Origin of the sequence: Caldimonas thermodepolymerans (genome assembly GCF_015476235.1) — a bacterium.
In the GTDB taxonomy this organism is placed as follows: Bacteria; Pseudomonadota; Gammaproteobacteria; order Burkholderiales; family Burkholderiaceae_C; genus Caldimonas; species Caldimonas thermodepolymerans.
Map to the genome: position 1 here is coordinate 25988 of NZ_CP064338.1, position 21158 is coordinate 47145.

A 21158-nucleotide genomic window follows, 5' to 3' on the forward strand; every position below is an offset into this window, starting at 1 on the left:
ACGACCGGCCCGCGCCGGCCGCGGGGGATTGCCGCGGCCTGCCCCGGTCCGGACAATCCGTCGGCCGCCGGGCCGGCGCCCGGCCTTCGTCGGACGCCTTCCTGACCCATGTCCACCCCGATCGCGATCCTGGCCACCGGCCACACCTTCGATGCCCTGCGTGCCCGCCACGGCGACTTCCACGACTGGATCGCCGCGGGGCTGGGGCCCGACGTCGCGAGCGTCACGCTCGACGTGCGCGCCGGCGCGCCCTTGCCGGAACCACGTTCGCTGCCCGGCGTGGCTGCGCAAGGCGGTCGCAGGCGGGCTGCCAGTGCTCGGCATCTGCTACGGCCACCAGCTGCTGGCACATGCCTTCGGCGGGCAGGTGGCCGACCATCCGGACGGCCTCGAACTCGGCACGCATGCCGTGCACCTGAGCGCGGCGGCCGCGGACGACCCGCTGTTCTCGGCCCTGCCCCCGAGCTTCGACGCGCACCTGGTGCACCGCCAGTCGGTGCGCACGTTGCCGGCGGGCGCGCAGCTGCTGGCCGGCAACGCGCACGAGCCGCACCAGGCGTTCCGCCTCGGGCGCTGCGCCTGGGGCGTGCAGTTCCACCCCGAGTTCGGCGAAACCGCCATGCAGGCCTACGTCGACGCGCTGGCACCGGCGCACGGCATCATCCCGGGCCCGGTGCGGGCCACGCCGCAGGCGGCGGCGTTGTTGCGGCGGTTTGCACAGGTCGTGCGCAGGTTGGACGGCGGGGCGTCAGGCTGAGCGGATCCTGCCGACGCCTTGCGCAGCTTTCAGGCAAGGCTTGAGGCGCATCCCCCGCGACGGCGGGCATGACGTCGAGATCGGACAAGGGGGGCCACCGACTGTGCGCTATGCGTCACGATTCGTGGCCCGCTTGGGGGGAGGAGCGTTGACGGCGCCAGGCGCTGCCCTGGACGATTGCAGTCGTACCATCATCGCAGCAATCGGTCTCCCTTGCAGTACGCATCATGGCCGTCCTGATCCCTGCCCGTGGCAGCTGCGTGTCGCGCATGACCACCGGCGAGCGCCGGCTGTCGGAACGACTCGAAGACAAACTCGATGACGACTACCTCGTGTGGTACGACGTGCCGGTCGGACCGCGCCAGGTGCATCCCGATTTCATCGTCCTGCACCCGAGCCGTGGACTGTTGATTCTCGAGGTGAAGGATTGGCGGCTGGACACCATCCGTCAGGCCGACCGGGAAACCTGGGTCATCGCGCCGGGTGGCGAGCTCAAGTCCGTTCCCAACCCGTTTGCGCAGGCGAGGCACCATGCGCACGAAGTGATCGACGCCCTCTCGCGCGATCGTCAGCTCGTCCATCCCGATGGCCCCTACCGGGGCAAGCCGGCATTTCCGTGGAGCTATGGCGTGGTGTTCACGCACATCACGCGCAAGCAGTTCATGGCTGCGGAACTGCACCATGCGATCGAGCCGCATCGCGTGATCTGTGCCGACGAGATGACGGAGTCGATCGACCCCGAAGCGTTCCAGAGCCGGTTGTGGGAGATGTTCCCGTACCTGATGGGCCGTCCGCTTTCCCTGCCGCAGATCGACCGGATCCGCTGGATCCTGTTCCCGCAGCTGCGCATTCCCGAGCAGGCCAGCTTGTTCGACGAGCGGGATGCGCAAGCTGAAGTGCCCGACATCGTGCGCGTCATGGACCTGCAGCAGGAGCAGCTGGCCCGCAGCCTGGGCGAGGGGCACCGCGTCGTGCACGGGGTGGCCGGCTCGGGCAAGACCATGATTCTCACCTACCGCGCCGAGCTGCTGGCACGCAGCAATGCTGCGGGCAAGCCCATCCTGGTGCTTTGCTACAACGAACCGCTCGCCGTCCGGCTGGCGGCGATGATGCGCGCCAAGGGGCTGAACGAACGCGTCGTGGCGGTGCATTTCCACAAGTGGTGCCGCGACCAGCTGGTCACCTACGGACAGGAGTTGCCGTCCCCGAACCTGCCGGTGGACGCCAAGATGGCCGAGATGGTCGATCGCGTGATCCGGGGTGTCGAGCGCGGGCACATCCCGTCCGGGCAGTACCACGCGGTGATGATCGACGAGGGACACGATTTCGAGCCTGCGTGGTTCAAGCTGGTGGTGCAGATGGTGGACCCGGGCACGCACAGCCTGCTCGTGCTGTACGACGACGCACAGAGCATCTACGGCCGTTCGCGCTCAGGGCGGCGCTTCAGCTTCAAGAGCGTGGGCATCCAGGCGCAGGGTCGCACGACCATCCTCAAGGTGAACTACCGCAACACGCGCCAGATTCTTGAGACCGCGAGTGCTGCTGCGGCCGAGCTGCTGGCTCCTGACCAGACGGAGGCGGCGGCTGGCGGAGATGATGACGACCATGTGCCGCGGCTGCAGCCCGTGAGTTGTGGCCGCGAAGGGCCGCAGCCGCTGATCGTCGACCTGCCGACACTGCCGCAACGAGCCGAGCGACTGGCCGAGTGGTTGGCCAGCATGCACCAATCCGGACACGCTTGGGGCGACATGGCGGTGCTATGCCGCGACTGGCGCACCATGGACGTTTGCGAGGCGGCGCTGCGTCGCCGCCAGCTGCCGCACCTGGTGCGCCGCAAGACCGGTCAGTTCGATCCGCTGGCGGATCACATCCACGTCATGACCATGCACGCCAGCAAGGGCCTGGAGTTTCCGGTGGTGGCCTTGCTGGGTGAACGCCGGGAGGCGCATGCGCAGGACCGTGAAGCAGCTCTGGAAGAAGGCCGCCTGCTCTACGTGGCCGCAACACGGGCGACGCAGCGGCTGGCGATGGCGACCGGGTAGGTGCGCCACCTCCTGCTACGGGTCGCGGATCCGTTCTGCGGCGGTGTGCCCTGAAGGTGACGTGCGGCAAGAAAAAGCCGGGCACGCGGCCCGGCTCGCATGGGGTCAGGCTCAGCCCGGCTGGGGGCCGGCGGCATTGCAGCGCCGCACCAGCTCGCCCAGCGTCGTGGCCTGCACCAGCAGGCTGAAGATCACCACCACGTAAGTCACGCCGATCACCATGTCGCGGCCCTCGAAGGCGGGCAGCGACAGCGCCAGCGCGATCGAGATGCCGCCGCGCAGGCCGCCCCAGGTCATGATCTTCACGGCGTGCGGCGAGGACTGGCGGAAGTTGCGCAGCGCAGCCAGCGGGATGCCGACGCTGGCCAGGCGCGCGACCAGCACCACCGGCACCGCGGCGATGCCCAGCCAGATGTCGCTCCAGTGGAAGGCCAACGCGATCACCTCCAGGCCGATCAGGCCGAACAGCACCAGGTTGAGCAGCTCGTCCAGCAGATGCCAGAAGTTGTCGAGGTGCTCGCGCGTCTTCTCGCTCATGTGCTTCGCCGCGCCGTGGTTGCCCAGCACCAGGCCCATGATGACCACCGCCAGCGGCGCCGAGACGTGCAGCAGCTCCGCCAGGCTGTAGCCGGCCGTCGCCATCGCCAGCGTGATGAGGATCTCGATCCCGTAGCTGTCCAGGTCGCGCAGCAGGAACGAGGCGCCGTAGCCGACCGCCAGTCCCACCACCAGCGCACCGATCACTTCGCGCGCCAGCGCCGAGGCGATCGACGAGGCCGACAGCTCGGCGGTGCCCGAGGCCAGGCCCACCAGGGTCAGGAAGGCCACCACCGCGGTGCCGTCGTTGAACAGCGACTCGCCGGTGATCTTGGCCTCGACGGCAGGCGACGCCCCGGCGTTCTTGAGCACCGCCAGCACCGCGATCGGGTCGGTGGGCGAGATCAGCGCGCCGAAGGCCAGGCACCACAGCAGGCTGATGTTGAAGCCGAAGGCCTGCGCCACGTAGTAGAAGCCCAGGCCGACGACGGCGGTGGAGATCAACACGCCGACCGTGGCCAGCAGGAACACCGGCAGCCGGTGCTCGCGCAGCTTGCCCAGGTCCACGTGCAGCGCGCCGGCGAACAGCAGCAGGCTCAGCAGGCCGTGGAAGACGACGTCCGTGAAGTCGATCTGCGAGGCCAGCTCCTGCGCCTTGCGTGCCAGGTGCGCGTCCGGGAACAGGGTTGCGATACCGGCGACCACGGCCGACACCAGCAGGCCCACCGCGGTGATGCCCAGCGTGTCGGGCAGGCGCACGAAGCGATGGTTGAGATAGCCGAAGATGGCCACCAGGGTGAACAGGACACCGACACCTTGGAATACGGTCATGGCGCGAGGAAGAAGAAATGGGGTCTGCGATTTTGCCGCAGGCGATCCGCAGGAGCAGAGCACGGTTGGCGCCATGGCCACCATCCAGCGCAGCGGGAGTGAGGGTGATGCATACGCCGGGTGCCCTCATGGCGTGGACGGACCGCGGTTGAAGGGGTCGTTTGCTACGGATTTCCTGGACTGGTTTGCTAGCGCGCTCTGACGGGTTGAGCTAATGTAAGCGTCACCCAGTTGCGGCGCCGATGGGATTGCCGCATCAAGCTTGCAGGCGTTTTGTCAAAGATGGATCGGGCGGATTATTCAGCGAGTCTTAGCGAGTTCTTAACGAGTCTTCCCGATTCCATCATTGGCCGGCTCACCCAGCGTTCGCGTTTTCCGGTCGAAAACGCACAAGTCCGCGCCTGGGCAGAACAAGTCGCCCTCCTGAAGGATGTTCTTCGGCCCTATGCCGGCGAGGGCAGGATCTACTTTGAGTACGCCGTCCCTCGCTTAGGCAAGCGGATTGACACGGTGCTGGTCCTGCGCGGCTTGGTGTTTGTGATCGAGTTCAAAGTGGGCGAAAGGCGGTTCGCCCGCTACGCGTGCGACCAAGTTTGGGACTATGCGCTCGATCTGAAGAACTTTCACGAGACGTCCCACGACAAGGTATTGGTTCCTGTGCTGGTGGTGACCGAAGCGCCGCCCACTGCAGCATCGCCACGCGTGCGCAAAGCGCGGGACGGCGTTGTCGAGCCGCTGTTGTGCAACAAGCACACACTGGCTCCCGCCATCGAGAACATGCTGACAACACAGGCGGCAACGCCTTGGGACGTGGATGCGTGGGAAGCTGGCCGTTACCGACCGACGCCGACAATCGTGGAAGCCGCCATGGCCCTCTACGCCGGGCATGGTGTGGCCGAAATTGCACGAAGTGATGCAGGTGCCAAGAACCTCGGCCAAACCACCCAAGCGGTGGAATCGATCATTGCAGAGTGCCGAGCTCGGCAGAAGAAGGCCATTTGCTTCGTGACCGGCGTTCCGGGGGCTGGCAAAACGCTGGTAGGGCTCAACATTGCGACCCGGCACGCCGACGCGGGCGAGTTGCACAGCGTGTTTCTTTCGGGCAATGGACCGCTGGTTCGCGTCCTACAGGAGGCGCTGGCGCGCGATCAGGTGCAACGCGAACGACAGCGCGGCCGCTCGGTTACAAAAAGCCAAGTGACGCAACGCGTGAAAGCCTTCGTGCAGAACGTCCACCATTTCCGGGACGAGTATCTGCGCGATGCACGTCCGCCTTCTGACCACATTGCCGTCTTCGACGAGGCGCAACGCGCCTGGAATGCTGAGCAGACCGCGGCGTTCATGGAGCGCAAGAAGAACAAACCCGGCTTCACGATGTCGGAGCCAGAGTTCTTGATCTCATGCCTGGATCGACACCCGGGTTGGGCGGTCATCGTTTGCTTGGTGGGTGGCGGACAAGAGATCAACACGGGCGAGGCTGGTATCTCCGAATGGCTGGCAGCCGTGCTGCGGTCGTTCCCGCATTGGGAAGTGCACATCTCTGCGGAACTACATGACAGCGAATACGCGGCTGAAACCGCCTTGGTGGCGCTGCAGTCGAATGGCAGGGTGCAGACGAACCCGGATTTGCACCTGAGCGTTTCGATGCGCTCCTTCCGTGCGGAGAACGTCTCCACCCTGGTCAAGCGCGTGTTGGACCTGGATATGCGGGGGGCGCGGGAAGCGTGGATGACGCTTCGCGATCGCTATCCCATCGTGCTTTGTCGCAGCGTCCCTCGTGCCAAAGCCTGGCTGCGCGAGCAAGCGCGTGGCAGCGAACGCTATGGGCTGGTGGTGTCTTCACAAGCACAGCGGCTGCGGCCCCACGCGATTCACGTCAAGTCGCCTGTGGACCCCGTCCACTGGTTCTTGCACGGCAAGGACGATGTGCGCTCTTCCTACTACATGGAAGACGTCGCCACAGAGTTTCAGGTGCAAGGTCTGGAACTCGATTGGGCCGGCGTGGTGTGGGATGGCGATTTTCGGAAGTCATCCCACGGCTGGGAGCATTACTCCTTCGTTGGCACTCGCTGGCAACGCATCCGTGCCGCGGATCGCCAAGCGTTTCAGAAGAACGCTTACCGGGTACTTCTCACACGTGCGCGCCAAGGCATGGTGATCGTGGTCCCGGAAGGCGACGAGGCCGATCCGACGCGCGATCCTCGGTACTACGACGAGACGTTCCATTACCTCCAGGACATCGGCTTTCCCGTTCTGTAAGTGCTATTTCGCAGCGGCATCGCCTGCGACGCCCCCTGCCCGCCGCACCGCAAACCGCTCCCGCCACTGCCCCGGCGTCATTCCGAACTCCGCCTTGAACGCGCGGCTGAAGGACGACTCGCTGTCGTAGCCCACGGCGCCGGCGACCTGGGCGAGGTGCAGGTGCTCCTGGCACAGCAGCCGCGAGGCCACCGTCAGGCGCAGTTTCTTGAGGTAGGCGATGGGCGTCTGGCCGGTCAGTTGCGCGAAGCGCTCGGCAAGCGCGCTGCGGCCCAGGTGCACCTGGCTGGCAAGCCGTGCCACGGTCCAGTCGTGCGCGGGGCGTTCGTGCATGAGGGCCAGGCAGCGGGCCACCTGCGGGTCGCGCAGGCCGGCCAGCCAGCCGCTGCCGGCCATGGGCAGGTCTTCGACGTAGCTGCGCAGCGCTTCCAGGAACAGGGATTCCGCCACGCGCGCCGAGACGGCGGCGGCGCCCGCCTCGTCGCGTTGCGCTTGCGCGAGCGCGTAGCCCACCGATGCGCGCAGCCAGCCCCGCTGTCGCGCGTGCCCAGCCGCGCGCGGAAGAACCTGGGCAGGGCCGCGAGCAGCGGGTCCGGCGCATCGCCTTCGTAGGACAGCCAGCTGCACGCCAGCACGCAGGCCTCGCCGTCGCCGCCGTACCTGAGTCCCTGGAGGCTGGGCAGCTTCGGGTCGACCATGTGCCCGAGGTCCACGGTCGCGTGCCGGACCTCGCTGCACAGCGCGTGCAGGTCGCCGTGGGCGAACACGGCCAGGTCGCCCGCCTCCAGCGCCACGGGCACGTCGCCTTCCAGGCAGACCCAGCAGCGGCCTTCCAGCACCATGTGCATGATCGCGAGGTGGCGTGCGTCCGGGCGCAGGGCCGGCGCCATCATCAGCGACTGTGGCACGGCCACGCCCCAGGGACGGTGGAAGCGGCCGTGCAGGAACAGCGCGCCTTCCAGGCGCAGCAGGCGCAGCAGCTGGGAAAGGGTGTCCATGGCGGGGCTCCGGCGGTGTGGGCGGCGGATGGTGCGCTGCGCCAGCCCCCGCTGGGCCGCATGGTGCGGCAAGCCGGACGCCTGGACAAGAGAGGCGGAGCCGCCGCAAGGCACAAGGGCCGGCGGGCGGCCGATCATGCGGCTTCCCGTATCCGCAACACCGAGGAGACCACCATGTCCCAGGACCCCCGCGAACTCGTCGTGCTCGTCACCCGCGGCACCGACCACGAACTGTCGTCCGTCGCCTTCACCATCGCCTGCGGCGGGATCACCGCCGGCCTGAAGGTGACGGCCTTCCTCACCAGCGCCGCCGTGGACCTGGTGCGCCGCAACGCGGCGGACATGGCGCACGTGCCGCCGCTCGATCCGCTGCGCCAGCTCATGACGGACTTCATGGCGCGCGGCGGCACCATCATCGCCTGCCCGCCCTGCGTGAAGGCGAGCGGCTACACGCAGGCGGACTTCATCGACGGCGTGGAAGTGGCCGGCGCCAGCGTGATCCACGAGAAGTTCAGGAACGGGGCGGCCAGCCTTTCGTTCTGAATATCGCAACGCCCGAGGCGCGGCATGCTGCCTCGGGCGGCCCTGCGGGCGCCGTGCCGGAACGCGCCGCTCAGGCGGGCAGCACGGCGGTCGCCTCGACCTCGAACAGCATGCCGTCCAGCGCCAGCCGTGGCACCGGGATCAGCGTGCAGGCCGGTTTCATCGCCGGGCCGAAGGCGCGCTCCAGCTCCTCGCCGAAGATGCGCAGGCGCTCCTCGGTGTGGTCGACCACCAGCACCGTGAGCCGGGCGACGTCCTGCGTGCCGGCGCCGGCCGCCTCCAGCGCGATGCGGAGGTTCCCGAAGGCCTGGCGCACCTGGGCGCGGAAGTCCGCTGGCAGCCGGCCCTGGGCGTCTTCGCCGCCCTGCCCCGACAGCAGCACGAGGCGCGCCCCGGGGTGGACGGCAGCCAGGTGCGAGTAGCCGTTCGGCGCGGGGTCGTACAGGCCGGCCGGGTTGACGAGGGTGAAGGCGCGCCGGGTGGAGGCGGCGCGCAACGCAGCGTTGGACATGGTCGGTTCTCCTTGCAAAGTCTGCGGCGCTGCGGACCAGCGCCAGCCCTGCCAGGACGACGCGGCGGGTCCGGGTGTGACATGCCGGCGACCGCTTCAACTGCCCAGCAGCCGTGCCACGCGCGCCTGCAGCCGCGGCACGACCTCGGCCTCGAACCACGGGTGCCGGGCCAGCCAGACGTTGTTGCGCGGACTGGGGTGCGGCAGCACCACCACGTCGGCATCGTCGGCAGAGGCGGTGCTGCGCACGGCCTGTGCCAGGTCGCCGCGCCATCCGGGCAGGTGCCAGGCGAGCGCGTGGTGGCCGATCACCAGCGTCAGCTCCAGGTGCGGCAGCCCCGCCAGCAACCGGGTACGCCAGCGCGGGGCGCATTCGGGGCGTGGCGGCAGGTCGCCCGAGCGGCCGCGGCCGGGGTAGCAGAAGCCCATCGGCAGGATGGCCACGCGCCGCGCGTCATGGAACTCGGCGGAGGACAGGCCCAGCCAGCGGCGCAGGCGCTCGCCGCTCGCGTCATGGAACGGGATGCCCGTCTCGTGCACGCGTCGCCCCGGCGCCTGCGCGGCGATCAGCAGGCGCGCGTCGGGATGCGCCTGCAGCACCGGCCGCGGGCCGGCCGGCAGCTGCGGGCCGCAGCAGGTGCAGGCGCGCACCTCGGCGAGCAGCCGGTCGAAGGCGGCGGCATGGGGCGGCGCGGCGGGCAGCGTGGTCATGCGGGGCATCGGCAGGTCGCGGCCATCTTAGAGCGGCTAACAAAACGCTGTCATCGCGCGGGTCGGCTGAGCCGTTTGACGCACCATGGGACAAAGCAAGAACAAGCAGATCAGCGCGGTGCTATGGAAGAAGATCAAGCCGCTGCTGCCGCAGGTCAAGCCTTCGCCGAAGGGCGGCCGGCCTCGACTTGACGACGAACTGGCACTCAACGGCATCCTGTTCGTGCTGCGCACTGGCATTCCTTGGGAAGATCTACCCCAGGAACTGGGCTTCGGCAGCGGCATGACGTGCTGGCGCAGGCTGCGTGAGTGGCAAAAAGCCGGTGTATGGCACCGCTTGCACATGCTGTTGCTGGCCGACCTTCGCGGCGCGGGCCGCCTGGACTTCAGCCGCGTCAGCCTGGATGGGGCCAGCGTCCCCAGCCCCCGGGGGGCCCGCATACGGGGCCCAATCCCACCGACCGCGGCAAACTCGGCAGCAAGCGCCACCTCGTCACGGATCGCAAAGGCATCCCGCTGATGTTCTGTGTCACCGGCGCCAACCGGCACGACTCGGTGGTGTTCGAGGACCTTGTCGATGCGATGCCGGCGGTGGCTGGCCGGCGTGGTCGCCCGCGTGCGCGTCCCGACAAGCTGCATGCCGACAAAGGGTACGACTTCCCACGCTGCCGGCAGCACCTGCACCAACGTGGCATCAAAGTCCGCATCGCTCGCAAGGGCCGCGAGAGCAAAGACCGGCTCGGCCGCTATCGCTGGGTGGTCGAACGCACTCATGCCTGGATCGCCTCCTTCGGCAAGCTTCGTATCCGCTTCGAGCGCAGCATCGATACCCATCTGGCTCTGCTGTCCCTGGCCTGTTGCGTCATCTGCCTGCGTAGCCTCGCACCGTTTTGTTAGCCGCTCTAAGCCTGATCGCCGCCTCCAGGTCGCCGCTGGCGAGCGCCGACCCTTGCTTGCTTTGGGCTTCGGCCAACGCATGGAGCAGCCACTTGTCATGCATCGGACCCAGATGTTGGTTCAGCAGCACGTCGGCGTACCATGACGCCGGTCAGTACCGACCTCCTCGGCGGCAACGAGCCGCAGCATCAGCGTCTCGGTCTTGTCTGTCGTGGAAGTATCGACTCTGAACCCTTCTTGGGTATGGGCAAGCCAGCCTCGCACTCACAACAGATCGATGCCTGGCAACTGCTTCTGGCACTTCTCACGCATGATGTGCACCAGTTCGGGCACGTAGGGTCGCGCGGCCATGGCCTTGGGCGCGAGCGCGTACAGCTCGCTCCACAGCCCCTTGGTGCCGATGCGCTTGGCGATCACGTAGTCGTGGTCGACGTAGCTCTTGACGCCCCAGTTGGGGAGCGCCGCGACACCCCGGCGGCTGGCCACGAGCTGCAGGATGGCGATCGTGAGCTCCGCGGTACGTCGCTGGAACGGCACGCCGGCCGGCCGCAACACCTCGCGGATCACGTCGATGCGTTCCTCAGGCACCGGATAGGTGATGAGCGTCTCCCCTGCGAAGTCTTCGGCTTGCAGCCTGCGGCGATGTCGCAGCCGGTGCTCGTTGGACAGCACCGCCTGGATCTCGTAGCGAAAGAGGGGCCAGCTCGCGATGCCTCGCGGCAGCCGGTCGGGCGCAGACCCCACGACGAGCTCGCACTTGCCCTGGGCCAGCAGGCTGATCGGTTCGCTGTGAAAGCCAGCGACGAGATCCAGCTCCACCTCGGGCCATCGCCTTCGGAACTCGTCCATCACGGGCATCAGCCAGTCGAAGCAGGTGTGGCACTCCAGCGCGATGCGCAATTCGCCGCGGGTGTCCCCTGCCAGGCGCATGAGATCGCGTTCGGCCTCCGCGACTTGGCCGAGCACCTGCCGGGCCAGCTCCAGCAGCCGCTCTCCCGCCGGGGTGAAGCGCAAGCCCTGGCTGGTGCGCCGCAGGAGTTCCAACCCGTAGTGCTCCTCCAGCGCCCGGACCTGGTGAGACAGGGCCGATTGGGTGAGATGGACGCGCTCGGCCGCCGTCGCCATCTTCCCCGTGTCGGCAATGGCGAGCAGGGAACGCAGATGGCGCAGTTCGATCATGGTACTTGAGCCAGATTCAAGTTCTGCTGAAAACATTTCGCTTGATTCAAGCAGTGTGGCAGACCAGACTGTGCAGCGTCAACACTCACGCTGTCATGTCATGCCATACACCCATGTCCTCGGATATCCGCGCATCGGCGCGCGCCGCGAGCTGAAGTTCGCTCTCGAGTCCTGCTGGAAAGGCGAAACCAACACGGAGCAGCTCGAAGAGGTCGCCGCCCGCCTGCGGCTTGCTCACTGGCAACGCCAACGCGATGCCGGCCTCGACCTGCTGACCGCAGGCGACTTCACCCTCTATGACCACGTCCTCGACCACGCACTGATGTTCGGTGCCTTACCCCGGCGCTTCCGGAGTGTGGTCGGGGAAACGGGCACCGCCACCGTCTTTGCGCTGGCCAGGGGCACGTCCACCGAGCCGGCCCTCGAGATGACCAAATGGTTCGACACCAACTACCACTACCTCGTGCCTGAGCTCGAGCGGGGGATGTCGTTCGAGCTGGACGCCCGTCGCTACCTCGAACACGTGCGCGAGGCCCAGGCGGTGCTGCCCGGCGTCAAGCCGGTGCTGCTCGGGCCGGTGACCTTCCTGTGGCTGTCGAAGACGGTCGATGGCAGCGACCGGCTGGCGCTGCTGCCCGGGTTGATCGGTGCCTACCGCGGCCTGCTGGCCGAACTGGCGGCGCACGACGTCGCGTGGGTGCAAGTGGACGAGCCCGTGCTGGGACTGGAACTGGACGAGCCGTGGAAGCGCGCCTTGCGCCAGGCGTACGAGGCGCTGCAGGGGGCGCCGCGTCCCCGGCTCCTCGCCGCCACCTACTTCACGGGCATCGACCACCAGCTGGACCTGGTACGGGAGCTGCCCGTGGATGGCTGGCACATCGACGCCGTGCGCGCGCCGCAGCAGGCGCAAACCGTGGCGCAGGCGCTGGACGGCGAGCAGGTGCTGTCCGTCGGCATCGTCGACGGGCGCAACGTGTGGCGCACCCACCTCGGCGACGCCCTCGCCCGCCTGCGGCCGCTGCACGAGCGGCTTGGTGAACGCCTGTGGCTCGCGCCATCGTGCTCGCTGTTGCACGTGCCGCACAGCGTGGCGCAGGAATCCCGGCTGGATCCGGAGGTGCGGCGCTGGCTGGCGTTCGCCGACGAGAAACTGGACGAGGTCGTCACGCTGGCCCGGGCGCTGGAGCATGGAGAGGACGCGGTGCGCGAGCGGCTGGCCGAGAGCGACGCCTCGCTGGCCAGCCGGCGGCACTGCCGACGCATCCCCCACGCCACCGTGGCGAAGCGGCTGCAACAACTCCACCCCCGAATGGCCGAGCGCGCGAAACCGTATGCCGAGCGCCAGCAGCTGCAGCGCCAGGCGCTGGACCTGCCGGTGCTGCCGACCACGACCATCGGCTCCTTTCCGCAAACGCCAGAGATTCGCCGGGCACGGGCGGCGCACAAGCAAGGGCGGCTGGGCGCCTATGACTACCTGCAAACGATGCGCGCCGAGGTGCGCCGCGCGATTGAGGAGCAGGAACGCCTGGGCCTGGACGTGCTGGTCCACGGCGAGCCCGAGCGCAACGACATGGTGGAGTACTTCGCGCAGCACCTGTTTGGCTTCGCCATCAGCGAGCACGGCTGGGTGCAAAGCTATGGCTCGCGCTGCGTCAAGCCGCCCATCCTCTACGGCGACGTGTTCCGGCCAGACCCGATCACGGTGGACACCGCTCGCTATGCGCAGCAGCTCACCGACAAGCCGGTCAAGGGCATGCTGACGGGTCCCGTGACCATGCTGCAGTGGTCCTTTGTGCGCGACGACCAGCCGCGTGAGCGCACGGCCTTGCAACTGGCCCTGGCGATCCGCGACGAGGTGCAGGACCTGGAGGCTGCCGGGATACGGATCATCCAGATCGACGAACCCGCGTTCCGGGAGGGGCTGCCGCTCAAAGCGAGCGAATGGCCCGCCTACCTCGACTGGGCGGTGCGCGCGTTCAAGCTCGCCTCGTGCGGGGTGCGCGACGACACCCAGATCCACACCCACATGTGCTACTCGGAGTTTCACGACATCCTGCCGGCGATCGCCGCGCTCGACGCCGACGTCATCACGATAGAGACGTCGCGATCGCGCATGGAGTTGCTCGATGCGTTCCGCGACTTCGCCTATCCAAACGCGATCGGTCCCGGCGTCTACGACATCCATTCGCCGCGCGTGCCGGGCGTCGACGAGATGCTCGCGCTCATCGAGCGGGCGTGCGAGGTGGTGGATCCGGCCCGGTTGTGGATCAATCCGGACTGCGGACTCAAGACCCGCGGCTGGGCGGAAACGCGCGCAGCGCTGGCCAACATGGTGCAGGCCGCCTGTGTCATGCGTGAACGTCTTAAGGCACGGAGGTCGACGGACGCAGCCGTGTAATCCGCCGCAAGTGATCGCAGCAACGGCAGCATCCCGCGTCCGACTCCACATCGGAATCCGGCGACGGGATTGGGTATGACCCACTCGCTGCTTGCATGGCGCCACAGGTCGGCACGAGGGGCCCGGGGCCGTGCGCTGCTGGCCCGAGCGCACGCGCCTGACGGACCCGCAGGCCGTGACCTTGTTGAAGAGCATCCATGCCGAGGTCAAGGCTGCCTACGGCTCTCGGCGCATGCACCGCCAACTGCAGGGTCGAGGTCATCGGATCGGCCTGCGCCGTGTGCAGCGGCTGATATCAGCAAGCATGCCGCTCAGCACGCCATGGCCGCATACGAACGGCCCGCTGGAAGACGAAATTCGACGGGCACCATCAAAGATGGCTCGCCCCAGCTGGTGGCTGTTCAGCAGGTGACGAAACTGCAGGATCGTGGTGGCGTCGGGCACCGGCTCGCGGCCCAGGTCGATGCCAACGAAAGCGCGCAGCGCCGCCGAGTCGTACAGCGCCTCCTCGCACGCCGCATCGGCCGCCGCTGCCAAGGTCATCTGCTTCATCGTCATCCTCGCATCTTGCATCGACACCTCCAACGCATGTCACTACGATGCGGTGGGCTTGATCAGCGTTTCCTTAGGGTAATTCCTAAGCAAACCGGACCAAATCTGAGAGGATTTGGTCATGAAGCGATGTCCCGGATGTGCAGGTTGTCGGCACTATCGCCTGGGGGACGGACGTCTGAAGTGCCGCGCTTGCGGGCTGCGTTTCACGTGGACGTCGGTGTGGGACTCGGTACGACTGCCCACAGCGACGAAGGCACGCCTGCTGGAGTTGTTCGTGCTGGGCGTGCCGTCGTACCGGCAGCGGTTCCTGTCCGATACCAGCGCGGTCTCGCGGGAGCGGTTCTACCGACTGGTGCGTGGCTGCTGTGCGCTGGTGGAGCAACTGCGCGAGCCGTTCGAAGGCGCCATCGAGTGCGACGAGACCACCTTCGGTGGCGCCCGCAAGGGCAAGCGGGGCTGGGGCGCGGCGGGCAAGGTGATCGTGTTCGGGCTCGTCAAGCGCAACGGCTGCGTCAAGGCGATGCCGATCCCGGCCCATGACCGGGCATCGATCATGCGTGAGATCGAGGCGCACACCCGAGAAGGCGCGCTCTACTACACCGACGAGTGGCAGGCCTATGCCACGCTGAAGCTGCGCGGCGAACACGTGATGATCCGCAAGGAGAAGGGTCGGCCTGCCGGGCGAGATCACATCAACGGCATCGAGGGCTTCTGGAGCTACGCCAAGAACTGGCTCTACATGTATCGTGGCGTGCCCCGGCAATACTTCCACCTGTACCTGGCCGAAGTTTGCTACCGGTTCAATCACCGGCACGAGAACCTGCAGGGGTTGTCTGAATTTTTGTGTGTGAGGCGGTTTTTGAATCTTTCCTCGTGCCGCTCAGCGCGGCGCGAGGGTGAAGCGGTCTCCGTACAGTATCGCGAACTGGTTCATCGCTGATTTCCACTCCCTGCTTGCCCGCTTCCAGTCGGCGGTGACGTTGCGCAGGGCCAGCCAGATCAGCTTGGTCGCAGCCTCGTCCGTCGGGAAATGCCCGCGGCTCTTGATGATCTTGCGCAGCCGCGAATGCACGCTCTCGATGGCGTTGGTCGTGTAGATGATCCGCCGCACCTCGGGCGGGAACGCGAAGAACGGGATCACCCGACTCCACGCCCGCCGCCAGGCCGCAACGACGGTCGGGAAGCGTTGGCCCCAAGGGCCTTGCTCGAACGCCCCCAGCTCGGCTTCTGCGGCCTCCGCGCTCGGCGCGGTGTAGATCGGCTTGATGGCCGCGGCCAGCGCCTTGCGGTCCTTCCAGCTCGCGTAATCGAGGCTGTTGCGGATCAGGTGCACGATGCAGGTCTGCAGCGTCGTGGCCGGGAACACCGCCTCCAGAGCCTCGGGAAGGCCCTTCAGCCCATCGGCGACGCCGATCAGAATGTCCTGCGTGCCACGGGTCTTCAGGTCGTTGAAGACCTTCATCCAGAACTTGGCGCCTTCCGTGTTCTCGATCCACAGCCCGAGGATGTCACGGGTGCCGTCCGGCAGCACGCCCAGGGCCAGGTACACCGCCTTGTTCCGCACCACGCCGTCCTCGCGGATCTTCACCCGCAGGGCGTCGAAGAACACCACCGGATACATCGGCTCCAGCGGCCGGGCCTGCCAGGCCCCCACCTCGGCCATCACCTCGTCGGTAACCGCACTGATGAACTCTGGCGACACCTCGACCGCGTACATCTCGGCCAGATGCCCTTGGATCTCGCGCACCGACATGCCGCGGGCGTACATCGAGATGATCCGGTCATCAAAGCCGGCGAAGCGTCGCTCGTGCTTCGGGATGAGTTGTGGTTCGAAGCTGCCGGCCCGGTCACGGGGTACGTCGATCCGCAGCGGCCCCTCGTCGGTCAGCACGGTCTTGCCGCTGCGGCCGTTGCGGTGGTTCCCCCGACCGCCCTCGGGGCTGGCCAGGTGCACGCCCAGCTCGGCGCCCAAGGCGCGCTCGATCACGGCCTTCTTCAACTTCTGGAACACGGCCCCGACGCCGGCGGCGTCCATCGGGCCAGGGATCAGCTTCTCAAGCAACTCGTCGGGAAGGATGGCGTCCGGCTTCGCGGCAGGGGGGTCTTCTTGCGTGGCATGGGGGCTCCTGAACATCGTCATGGTAGGCCCCTCACACAAAAATCCTGACACCCTCAACCTGCAACCCTTGCTGTACAAGCTTCTCAAGCAGATCTCCATCCAGGAACTACGTCCAATTCTGGTCCGGAAAGGTTAGGAATTACCTTCCTTAGAGCGGCTAACAAAACGCTGTCATCGCGCGGGTCGGCTGAGCCGTTTGACGCACCATGGGACAAAGCAAGAACAAGCAGATCAGCGCGGTGCTATGGAAGAAGATCAAGCCGCTGCTGCCGCAGGTCAAGCCTTCGCCGAAGGGCGGCCGGCCTCGACTTGACGACGAACTGGCACTCAACGGCATCCTGTTCGTGCTGCGCACTGGCATTCCTTGGGAAGATCTACCCCAGGAACTGGGCTTCGGCAGCGGCATGACGTGCTGGCGCAGGCTGCGTGAGTGGCAAAAAGCCGGTGTATGGCACCGCTTGCACATGCTGTTGCTGGCCGACCTTCGCGGCGCGGGCCGCCTGGACTTCAGCCGCGTCAGCCTGGATGGGGCCAGCGTCCCCAGCCCCCGGGGGGCCCGCATACGGGGCCCAATCCCACCGACCGCGGCAAACTCGGCAGCAAGCGCCACCTCGTCACGGATCGCAAAGGCATCCCGCTGATGTTCTGTGTCACCGGCGCCAACCGGCACGACTCGGTGGTGTTCGAGGACCTTGTCGATGCGATGCCGGCGGTGGCTGGCCGGCGTGGTCGCCCGCGTGCGCGTCCCGACAAGCTGCATGCCGACAAAGGGTACGACTTCCCACGCTGCCGGCAGCACCTGCACCAACGTGGCATCAAAGTCCGCATCGCTCGCAAGGGCCGCGAGAGCAAAGACCGGCTCGGCCGCTATCGCTGGGTGGTCGAACGCACTCATGCCTGGATCGCCTCCTTCGGCAAGCTTCGTATCCGCTTCGAGCGCAGCATCGATACCCATCTGGCTCTGCTGTCCCTGGCCTGTTGCGTCATCTGCCTGCGTAGCCTCGCACCGTTTTGTTAGCCGCTCTTAGGCGCGACCCCTATTCCCCACGGGCAGCGCGCGCATCGCGCGGGGCGCTCAGGCCACCGAGGCGAGGAACTGTTTCAGCTCGGGTGTCTGCGGTGCGGCAAACAGCGATTCCGGCGGGCCCATCTCGTGCACCTTGCCCTGGTGCATGAAGATCACGCGGTCGCTGACCTTGCGCGCGAAGTTCATCTCGTGCGTGACCATCAGCAGCGTCATGCCGTCGGCAGCCAGCGATTCCACTACGCCGAGCACCTCGCCGACCAGTTCCGGGTCCAGCGCCGAGGTGATCTCGTCGCACAGCAGGATGCCCGGGTCCATCGCCAGCGCGCGGGCGATCGCGACGCGCTGCTGCTGGCCGCCCGAGAGCTGGTCGGGGTAAGCATCGAACTTCTCGCCCAGGCCGACGCGATCGAGCAGCTTGCGCGCCTTGCGTTCCAGCGCCGCGTCGGACTCCTTCTTCACCAGGCGCGGCGCCAGCATCACGTTGCGGCCCACGGTCAGGTGCGGGAACAGGTTGAATTGCTGGAAGATCATGCCGACCTGCTGGCGCAGCGCGCGCATCGCGGCGGCATCGCCATGCACCAGCGGGCGGCCCTGCACTTCCAGCTCGCCGTGGTCGAAGGTCTCCAGCCCGTTGACGCAGCGCAGCAGCGTGCTCTTGCCCGAGCCGCTCCTGCCGATGATGGCGATCACCTCGCCCGGCGCGACCGTCAGGTCGATGCCCTTGAGCACCTCGTTGGTGCCGTACGACTTGCGCAGCCCCCGGATGCGGACGGCGGCAGCGCCCTTCGGATCAGTGTCTGTGGACATGCAGTTTGCTCTCGAGTACGCGCGAGTAGTGGCTGATCGGGAAGCACAGCGTGAAGTACATCAGCGCCACGCAGCCGTAGACCAGGAAGGGCTGGAAGGTCGCGTTGGTGATCATCGTGCCGGCCTTGGTCAGCTCGACGAAGCCGATGACCGAGGCCAGCGCCGTGCCCTTGATGACCTGCACCAAAAAGCCCACGGTGGGCGCGACCGCCAGGCGCATGGCCTGCGGCAGCACCACGTGGCGCATCTGCTCCATGTAGCCGAGCGCCAGGCTCTGCGCCGCTTCCCACTGGCCGCGCGGCACCGCGCGCACGCAGCCGTGCCAGATCTCGCACAGGAAGGCGCTGGTGTAGAGCGTCAGCGCCAGCGACGCGGCGAACCAGGAGGAGGTCTCCACGCCGAACAGCGCCAGCCCGAAGTAGGCCAGGAACAGCTGCATCAGCAGCGGCGTGCCCTGGAACAGCTGCACGTAGGCAGCGATGGCCCGCTGCAGCCAGGGCCGCTCCAGCGTGCGCAGCAGCAGGAGCACCAGGCCCACCAGGCCGCCGCCGACGAAGGCGATCAGCGACAGCACCACCGTCCAGCGCGCGGCCAGCAGCAGGTTGCGCAGGATGTCCCACAGGGTGAACTCAACCACGGCGGCCTCCGTACAGCAGCCGGCCGCCCAGCCAGTTCAGCGCGTGGCGCACGGCCACGGCCAGCACCAGGTACATCGCGGTGGCGACGATGAAGGCCTCGAAGGCGCGGAAGTTGCGGCTCTGGATCAGGTTGGCCGCGTAGCTCAGTTCCTCGGTGGCGATCTGGCCGCACACTGCCGAGCCCAGCATCACGATGATGATCTGCGACACCAGCGCCGGCCACACGCGCCGCAGCGCGGGTGGCAGCACCACGTGCAGGAAGGTCTGCGCGCGCGTGAGCGCCAGGCTCGCGGCCGCCTCGAACTGCCCGCGCGGCGTGGCCTGCACGCCGGCGCGCACGATCTCGGCGGCGTAGGCGCCCAGGTTGACCACCATCGCGATCACGCTCGAGCTCTCGGGCGTGAGCCGGAAGCCCAGCGCCGGCAGGCCGAAGAAGATGAAGAACAGCTGCACGATGAAGGGCGTGTTGCGGATCAGCTCCACGTAGGCCGCGACCAGCCAGCGCAGCGGCGCGGCGCCTTCGGTGCGCGCCCAGGCGCAGGCGATGCCGAGCACCATGCCGAACACGGCCGACACCGCGGTCAGCGCGAGCGTCCACGCTGCGCCGGTCAGCAGCAGCGGCCATTCGGCGAGCACCGCGAGGAAATCGAGTTCGATGGACATGCGAAACACCGCTCAGGTCGGCGGCAGCGCCCGCGTGCGTGGCGCGCCGCCGTGGGGATGGCCGACGGGGCTCACTCCGGCAGGTTGCCGGCCGGACGCTTGAGCCACTTCTGCGCCAGCTGGTCGAGTTCGCCGGCGGCCTTGGCCTCGGCGATGATCGCGTTGACCTTCGCGCGCAGCGCGTCCTCGCCCTTGGCCACGCCGATGTAGTTCGGGCTGTCCTTGAGCAGCAGCTTGTATTCGGTGCGCAGGCCGGGGTTGCGCTGCATCATGTTCTCGGCCACCGACACGCCGGTGGCCACCAGCTGCGTCTGGCCCGAGACGTAGGCCGAGACGGTGGCGTTGTTGTCCTCGAAGCGGCGGATGTCGGTGCCGGCCGGGGCGACCTTGGTCAGCTCCTGGTCCTCGATCGCGCCGCGCGTGACGGCGATGGACTTGCCGGCCAGGTCCGCAGGCGACTTCACGGTGATCGAGGTCGGGCCGAACACCGCCTGGAAGAACGGCGAGTACGCGGCGGTGAAGTCGATCACCTTCTCGCGCTCGGGGTTCTTGCCCAGCGTCGAGATCACCAGGTCGGCCTTGCGGCTCTGCAGGTACGGGATGCGGTTGGCGCTGGTCACCGGCACCAGCTCGAGGCGCACGCCCATCTTCTGCGCGATGAGCGCGGCCATGTCCACGTCCAGGCCCTGAGGCTTCAGGTCCACGCCGACGAAGCCGTAGGGCGGGAAGTCGGTCGGGATCGCGATGCGGATCAGCTTGTTCTTCTCGATGGCCTGCAATGCCGACTGCGCGTGCGCGCTGCCGAAGACACAGGCCAGGGCCAGGCCGGCGGCCGTGGCGAGGAGATGACGCTTGGAAGTGTTCATGGGAGCGGCTCCTGGGTGAGTGGAAGGGGACGGAAAGGTGCCGGCGCCACCGGCGCGAGCGCGGCGCGCAGCTGGTCCAGCGGATCGGTCGCGGCGCGCTGCGGGCGCAGCGCCTGCTGCACGTGGCCGATGTGGTCGGCCATCAGCGCCTCGGCGCGGGCGATGTCGCCGGCCTCGAGCGCACTGACGATCTCCACGTGTTCCTGGCACGACTGGTGCGCGTCGTGCGTGGACTGGTAGAGCATCGCGATCAGCGTCGTGCGCGCGGTGTAGTCGCGCAGCGTCTCGGCCAGCAGGCGGTTGCCCAGGCACTCGGCGAGGCAGACGTGGAAGTCGCCCAGCAGGTAGCTGCGCAGGCCCACGTCGCCCCTGAGCGAGCGCTTTTCCTCGCGCAGGTGGCGCTTGAGCTTGTCGAGCTTGGCGCGGTCCATCGGCGCGGCGTGGCGGATCAGCCCGGTCTCGATCACGCGCCGGGCCTCGAAGGCTTCGCGCGCCTCGCTCTCGGTGGGCTGCATGACGAACCAGCCGCGGCGGGCACTGACGGTGACGATGCCGCGTGCGGCCAGCTGCATCAGCGCCTCGCGCACCAGGGTGCGGCTGCAGCCGAACAGCAGCGACAGCGCCTGCTCGCCCAGGCGGCTGCCGGGGGCGAGCTTCTGCGCCAGGATGGCCTCGACGATGCGGTTCGCGATGTCGCTGGAGTTCATGAGGTGCGATCGGACGTTCGCACCCCGTCATGCGAGAACCGTGCCGTGGTCCTTCAGCCTTGTATGCAAGCCCTGCGCATCATCGGCGTGCACGGTGGCGGTGCGCATGCGCG

18 protein-coding genes and 4 pseudogenes are annotated in these 21158 nt (G+C 67.6%); 9 read left to right on the plus strand and 13 right to left on the minus strand.

Annotated elements, in window-relative coordinates; all coding sequences use genetic code 11:
• The first annotated feature begins 151 nt into the window (after positions 1 to 151).
• Together IS481_RS00110 and IS481_RS00115 are read left to right on the plus strand one after the other, a co-directional pair.
• Positions 152 to 757: a glutamine amidotransferase-related protein gene (locus IS481_RS00110; RefSeq protein WP_336470225.1), complete on the plus strand. Its 606-nt coding sequence runs from the start codon at positions 152 to 154 to the stop codon at positions 755 to 757.
• A 227-nt stretch (positions 758 to 984) separates the two neighbouring features.
• Positions 985 to 2799, plus strand: a complete 1815-nt coding sequence (locus tag IS481_RS00115) for a DEAD/DEAH box helicase (RefSeq protein WP_194963320.1) — start codon at positions 985 to 987, stop codon at positions 2797 to 2799.
• 111 nt (positions 2800 to 2910) lie between these two features.
• On the opposite strand, the gene IS481_RS00120 is transcribed toward IS481_RS00115, so the two are convergent.
• The gene (locus IS481_RS00120; RefSeq protein WP_104357273.1) at positions 2911 to 4167 is read right to left on the minus strand and encodes a cation:proton antiporter; all 1257 of its coding nucleotides are present in this window, start codon (positions 4165 to 4167) and stop codon (positions 2911 to 2913) included.
• Between the two features lie 282 nt (positions 4168 to 4449).
• Here IS481_RS00120 and IS481_RS00125 point away from each other — a divergent pair, with 282 nt between their 5' ends.
• Positions 4450 to 6426, plus strand: a complete 1977-nt coding sequence (locus IS481_RS00125; RefSeq protein WP_104357274.1) for a DUF2075 domain-containing protein — start codon at positions 4450 to 4452, stop codon at positions 6424 to 6426.
• Between the two features lie 3 nt (positions 6427 to 6429).
• Here the strand turns inward: IS481_RS00125 and IS481_RS00130 are convergent, their stop codons facing one another.
• Entirely contained in the window at positions 6430 to 6939 is a 510-nt protein-coding gene (locus tag IS481_RS00130) for a helix-turn-helix domain-containing protein (protein WP_419186896.1), read from the minus strand.
• 98 nt (positions 6940 to 7037) lie between these two features.
• Positions 7038 to 7562 (minus strand): annotated as a pseudogene (locus IS481_RS18560) (cupin domain-containing protein); the annotation flags it as partial.
• Between the two features lie 36 nt (positions 7563 to 7598).
• Here IS481_RS18560 and IS481_RS00135 point away from each other — a divergent pair.
• Positions 7599 to 7967, plus strand: a complete 369-nt coding sequence (locus IS481_RS00135) for a DsrE family protein (RefSeq protein ID WP_104357276.1) — start codon at positions 7599 to 7601, stop codon at positions 7965 to 7967.
• 70 nt (positions 7968 to 8037) lie between these two features.
• Here the strand turns inward: IS481_RS00135 and IS481_RS00140 are convergent, their stop codons facing one another.
• Both IS481_RS00140 and IS481_RS00145 read right to left on the minus strand, forming a co-directional pair.
• Positions 8038 to 8478: a RidA family protein gene (locus tag IS481_RS00140; protein WP_104357277.1), complete on the minus strand. Its 441-nt coding sequence runs from the start codon at positions 8476 to 8478 to the stop codon at positions 8038 to 8040.
• A gap of 96 nt (positions 8479 to 8574) precedes the next feature.
• Complete coding sequence (locus IS481_RS00145; RefSeq protein WP_104357278.1) at positions 8575 to 9189, minus strand: uracil-DNA glycosylase family protein; 615 nt, start codon at positions 9187 to 9189, stop codon at positions 8575 to 8577.
• Positions 9190 to 9274: 85 nt separating this feature from the next.
• On the opposite strand from IS481_RS00145, the gene IS481_RS00150 reads away from it, so the two are divergent.
• Positions 9275 to 10086, plus strand: a protein-coding gene (locus tag IS481_RS00150; protein WP_104357279.1) for an IS5 family transposase whose coding sequence is annotated in 2 segments (ribosomal slippage) — positions 9275 to 9608 and positions 9608 to 10086 — 813 coding nt in all. Because the reading frame shifts where the segments join, the coding sequence is not laid out codon by codon here.
• A 264-nt stretch (positions 10087 to 10350) separates the two neighbouring features.
• On the opposite strand, the gene IS481_RS00155 is transcribed toward IS481_RS00150, so the two are convergent.
• Positions 10351 to 11265 carry a LysR substrate-binding domain-containing protein gene (locus IS481_RS00155; RefSeq protein ID WP_104359112.1) on the minus strand — a complete coding sequence of 305 codons (915 nt, stop codon included), beginning with the start codon at positions 11263 to 11265 and terminating at the stop codon, positions 10351 to 10353.
• A gap of 100 nt (positions 11266 to 11365) precedes the next feature.
• Between IS481_RS00155 and metE the strand changes: the two genes are divergently transcribed.
• A complete protein-coding gene (metE, locus tag IS481_RS00160) occupies positions 11366 to 13663 on the plus strand; it encodes a 5-methyltetrahydropteroyltriglutamate--homocysteine S-methyltransferase (protein ID WP_104359111.1) in 2298 nt (765 codons plus the stop codon).
• A gap of 142 nt (positions 13664 to 13805) precedes the next feature.
• Positions 13806 to 14052, plus strand: a pseudogene (locus tag IS481_RS18565) (IS3 family transposase); the annotation flags it as partial.
• Here IS481_RS18565 and IS481_RS00170 read toward each other — a convergent pair.
• Positions 14033 to 14176, minus strand: a pseudogene (locus IS481_RS00170) (transposase); the annotation flags it as partial. The pseudogenes IS481_RS18565 and IS481_RS00170 sit on opposite strands and share 20 nt — an antisense overlap.
• A 160-nt stretch (positions 14177 to 14336) precedes the next feature.
• Here IS481_RS00170 and IS481_RS00175 point away from each other — a divergent pair.
• Entirely contained in the window at positions 14337 to 15158 is an 822-nt protein-coding gene (locus IS481_RS00175; RefSeq protein WP_232529385.1) for an IS1595 family transposase, read from the plus strand.
• Here IS481_RS00175 and IS481_RS00180 read toward each other — a convergent pair.
• Positions 15099 to 16336, minus strand: a pseudogene (locus tag IS481_RS00180) (IS256 family transposase). The gene IS481_RS00175 and the pseudogene IS481_RS00180 overlap by 60 nt on opposite strands.
• Positions 16337 to 16543: 207 nt before the next feature.
• Here IS481_RS00180 and IS481_RS00185 point away from each other — a divergent pair.
• A protein-coding gene (locus IS481_RS00185) for an IS5 family transposase (RefSeq protein ID WP_104357279.1) occupies positions 16544 to 17355 on the plus strand; the annotation gives its coding sequence in 2 pieces (ribosomal slippage) (positions 16544 to 16877 and positions 16877 to 17355; 813 coding nt in all).
• Between the two features lie 57 nt (positions 17356 to 17412).
• On the opposite strand, the gene IS481_RS00190 is transcribed toward IS481_RS00185, so the two are convergent.
• From IS481_RS00190 to IS481_RS00210, 5 genes are all read right to left on the minus strand, one after another.
• Positions 17413 to 18171, minus strand: coding sequence for an amino acid ABC transporter ATP-binding protein (locus tag IS481_RS00190; protein ID WP_104357280.1), 759 nt, complete (start codon positions 18169 to 18171; stop codon positions 17413 to 17415).
• Positions 18155 to 18808, minus strand: a complete 654-nt coding sequence (locus IS481_RS00195) for an amino acid ABC transporter permease (RefSeq protein ID WP_104357281.1) — start codon at positions 18806 to 18808, stop codon at positions 18155 to 18157. The genes IS481_RS00190 and IS481_RS00195 overlap by 17 nt, the downstream gene beginning before the upstream one ends.
• Complete coding sequence (locus IS481_RS00200; protein WP_104357282.1) at positions 18801 to 19472, minus strand: amino acid ABC transporter permease; 672 nt, start codon at positions 19470 to 19472, stop codon at positions 18801 to 18803. The genes IS481_RS00195 and IS481_RS00200 overlap by 8 nt, the downstream gene beginning before the upstream one ends.
• A gap of 71 nt (positions 19473 to 19543) precedes the next feature.
• Positions 19544 to 20338, minus strand: a complete 795-nt coding sequence (locus tag IS481_RS00205) for a transporter substrate-binding domain-containing protein (RefSeq protein ID WP_104357283.1) — start codon at positions 20336 to 20338, stop codon at positions 19544 to 19546.
• Entirely contained in the window at positions 20335 to 21045 is a 711-nt protein-coding gene (locus IS481_RS00210; protein WP_104357284.1) for a GntR family transcriptional regulator, read from the minus strand. The genes IS481_RS00205 and IS481_RS00210 overlap by 4 nt, the downstream gene beginning before the upstream one ends.
• Positions 21046 to 21158 lie beyond the last annotated feature (113 nt).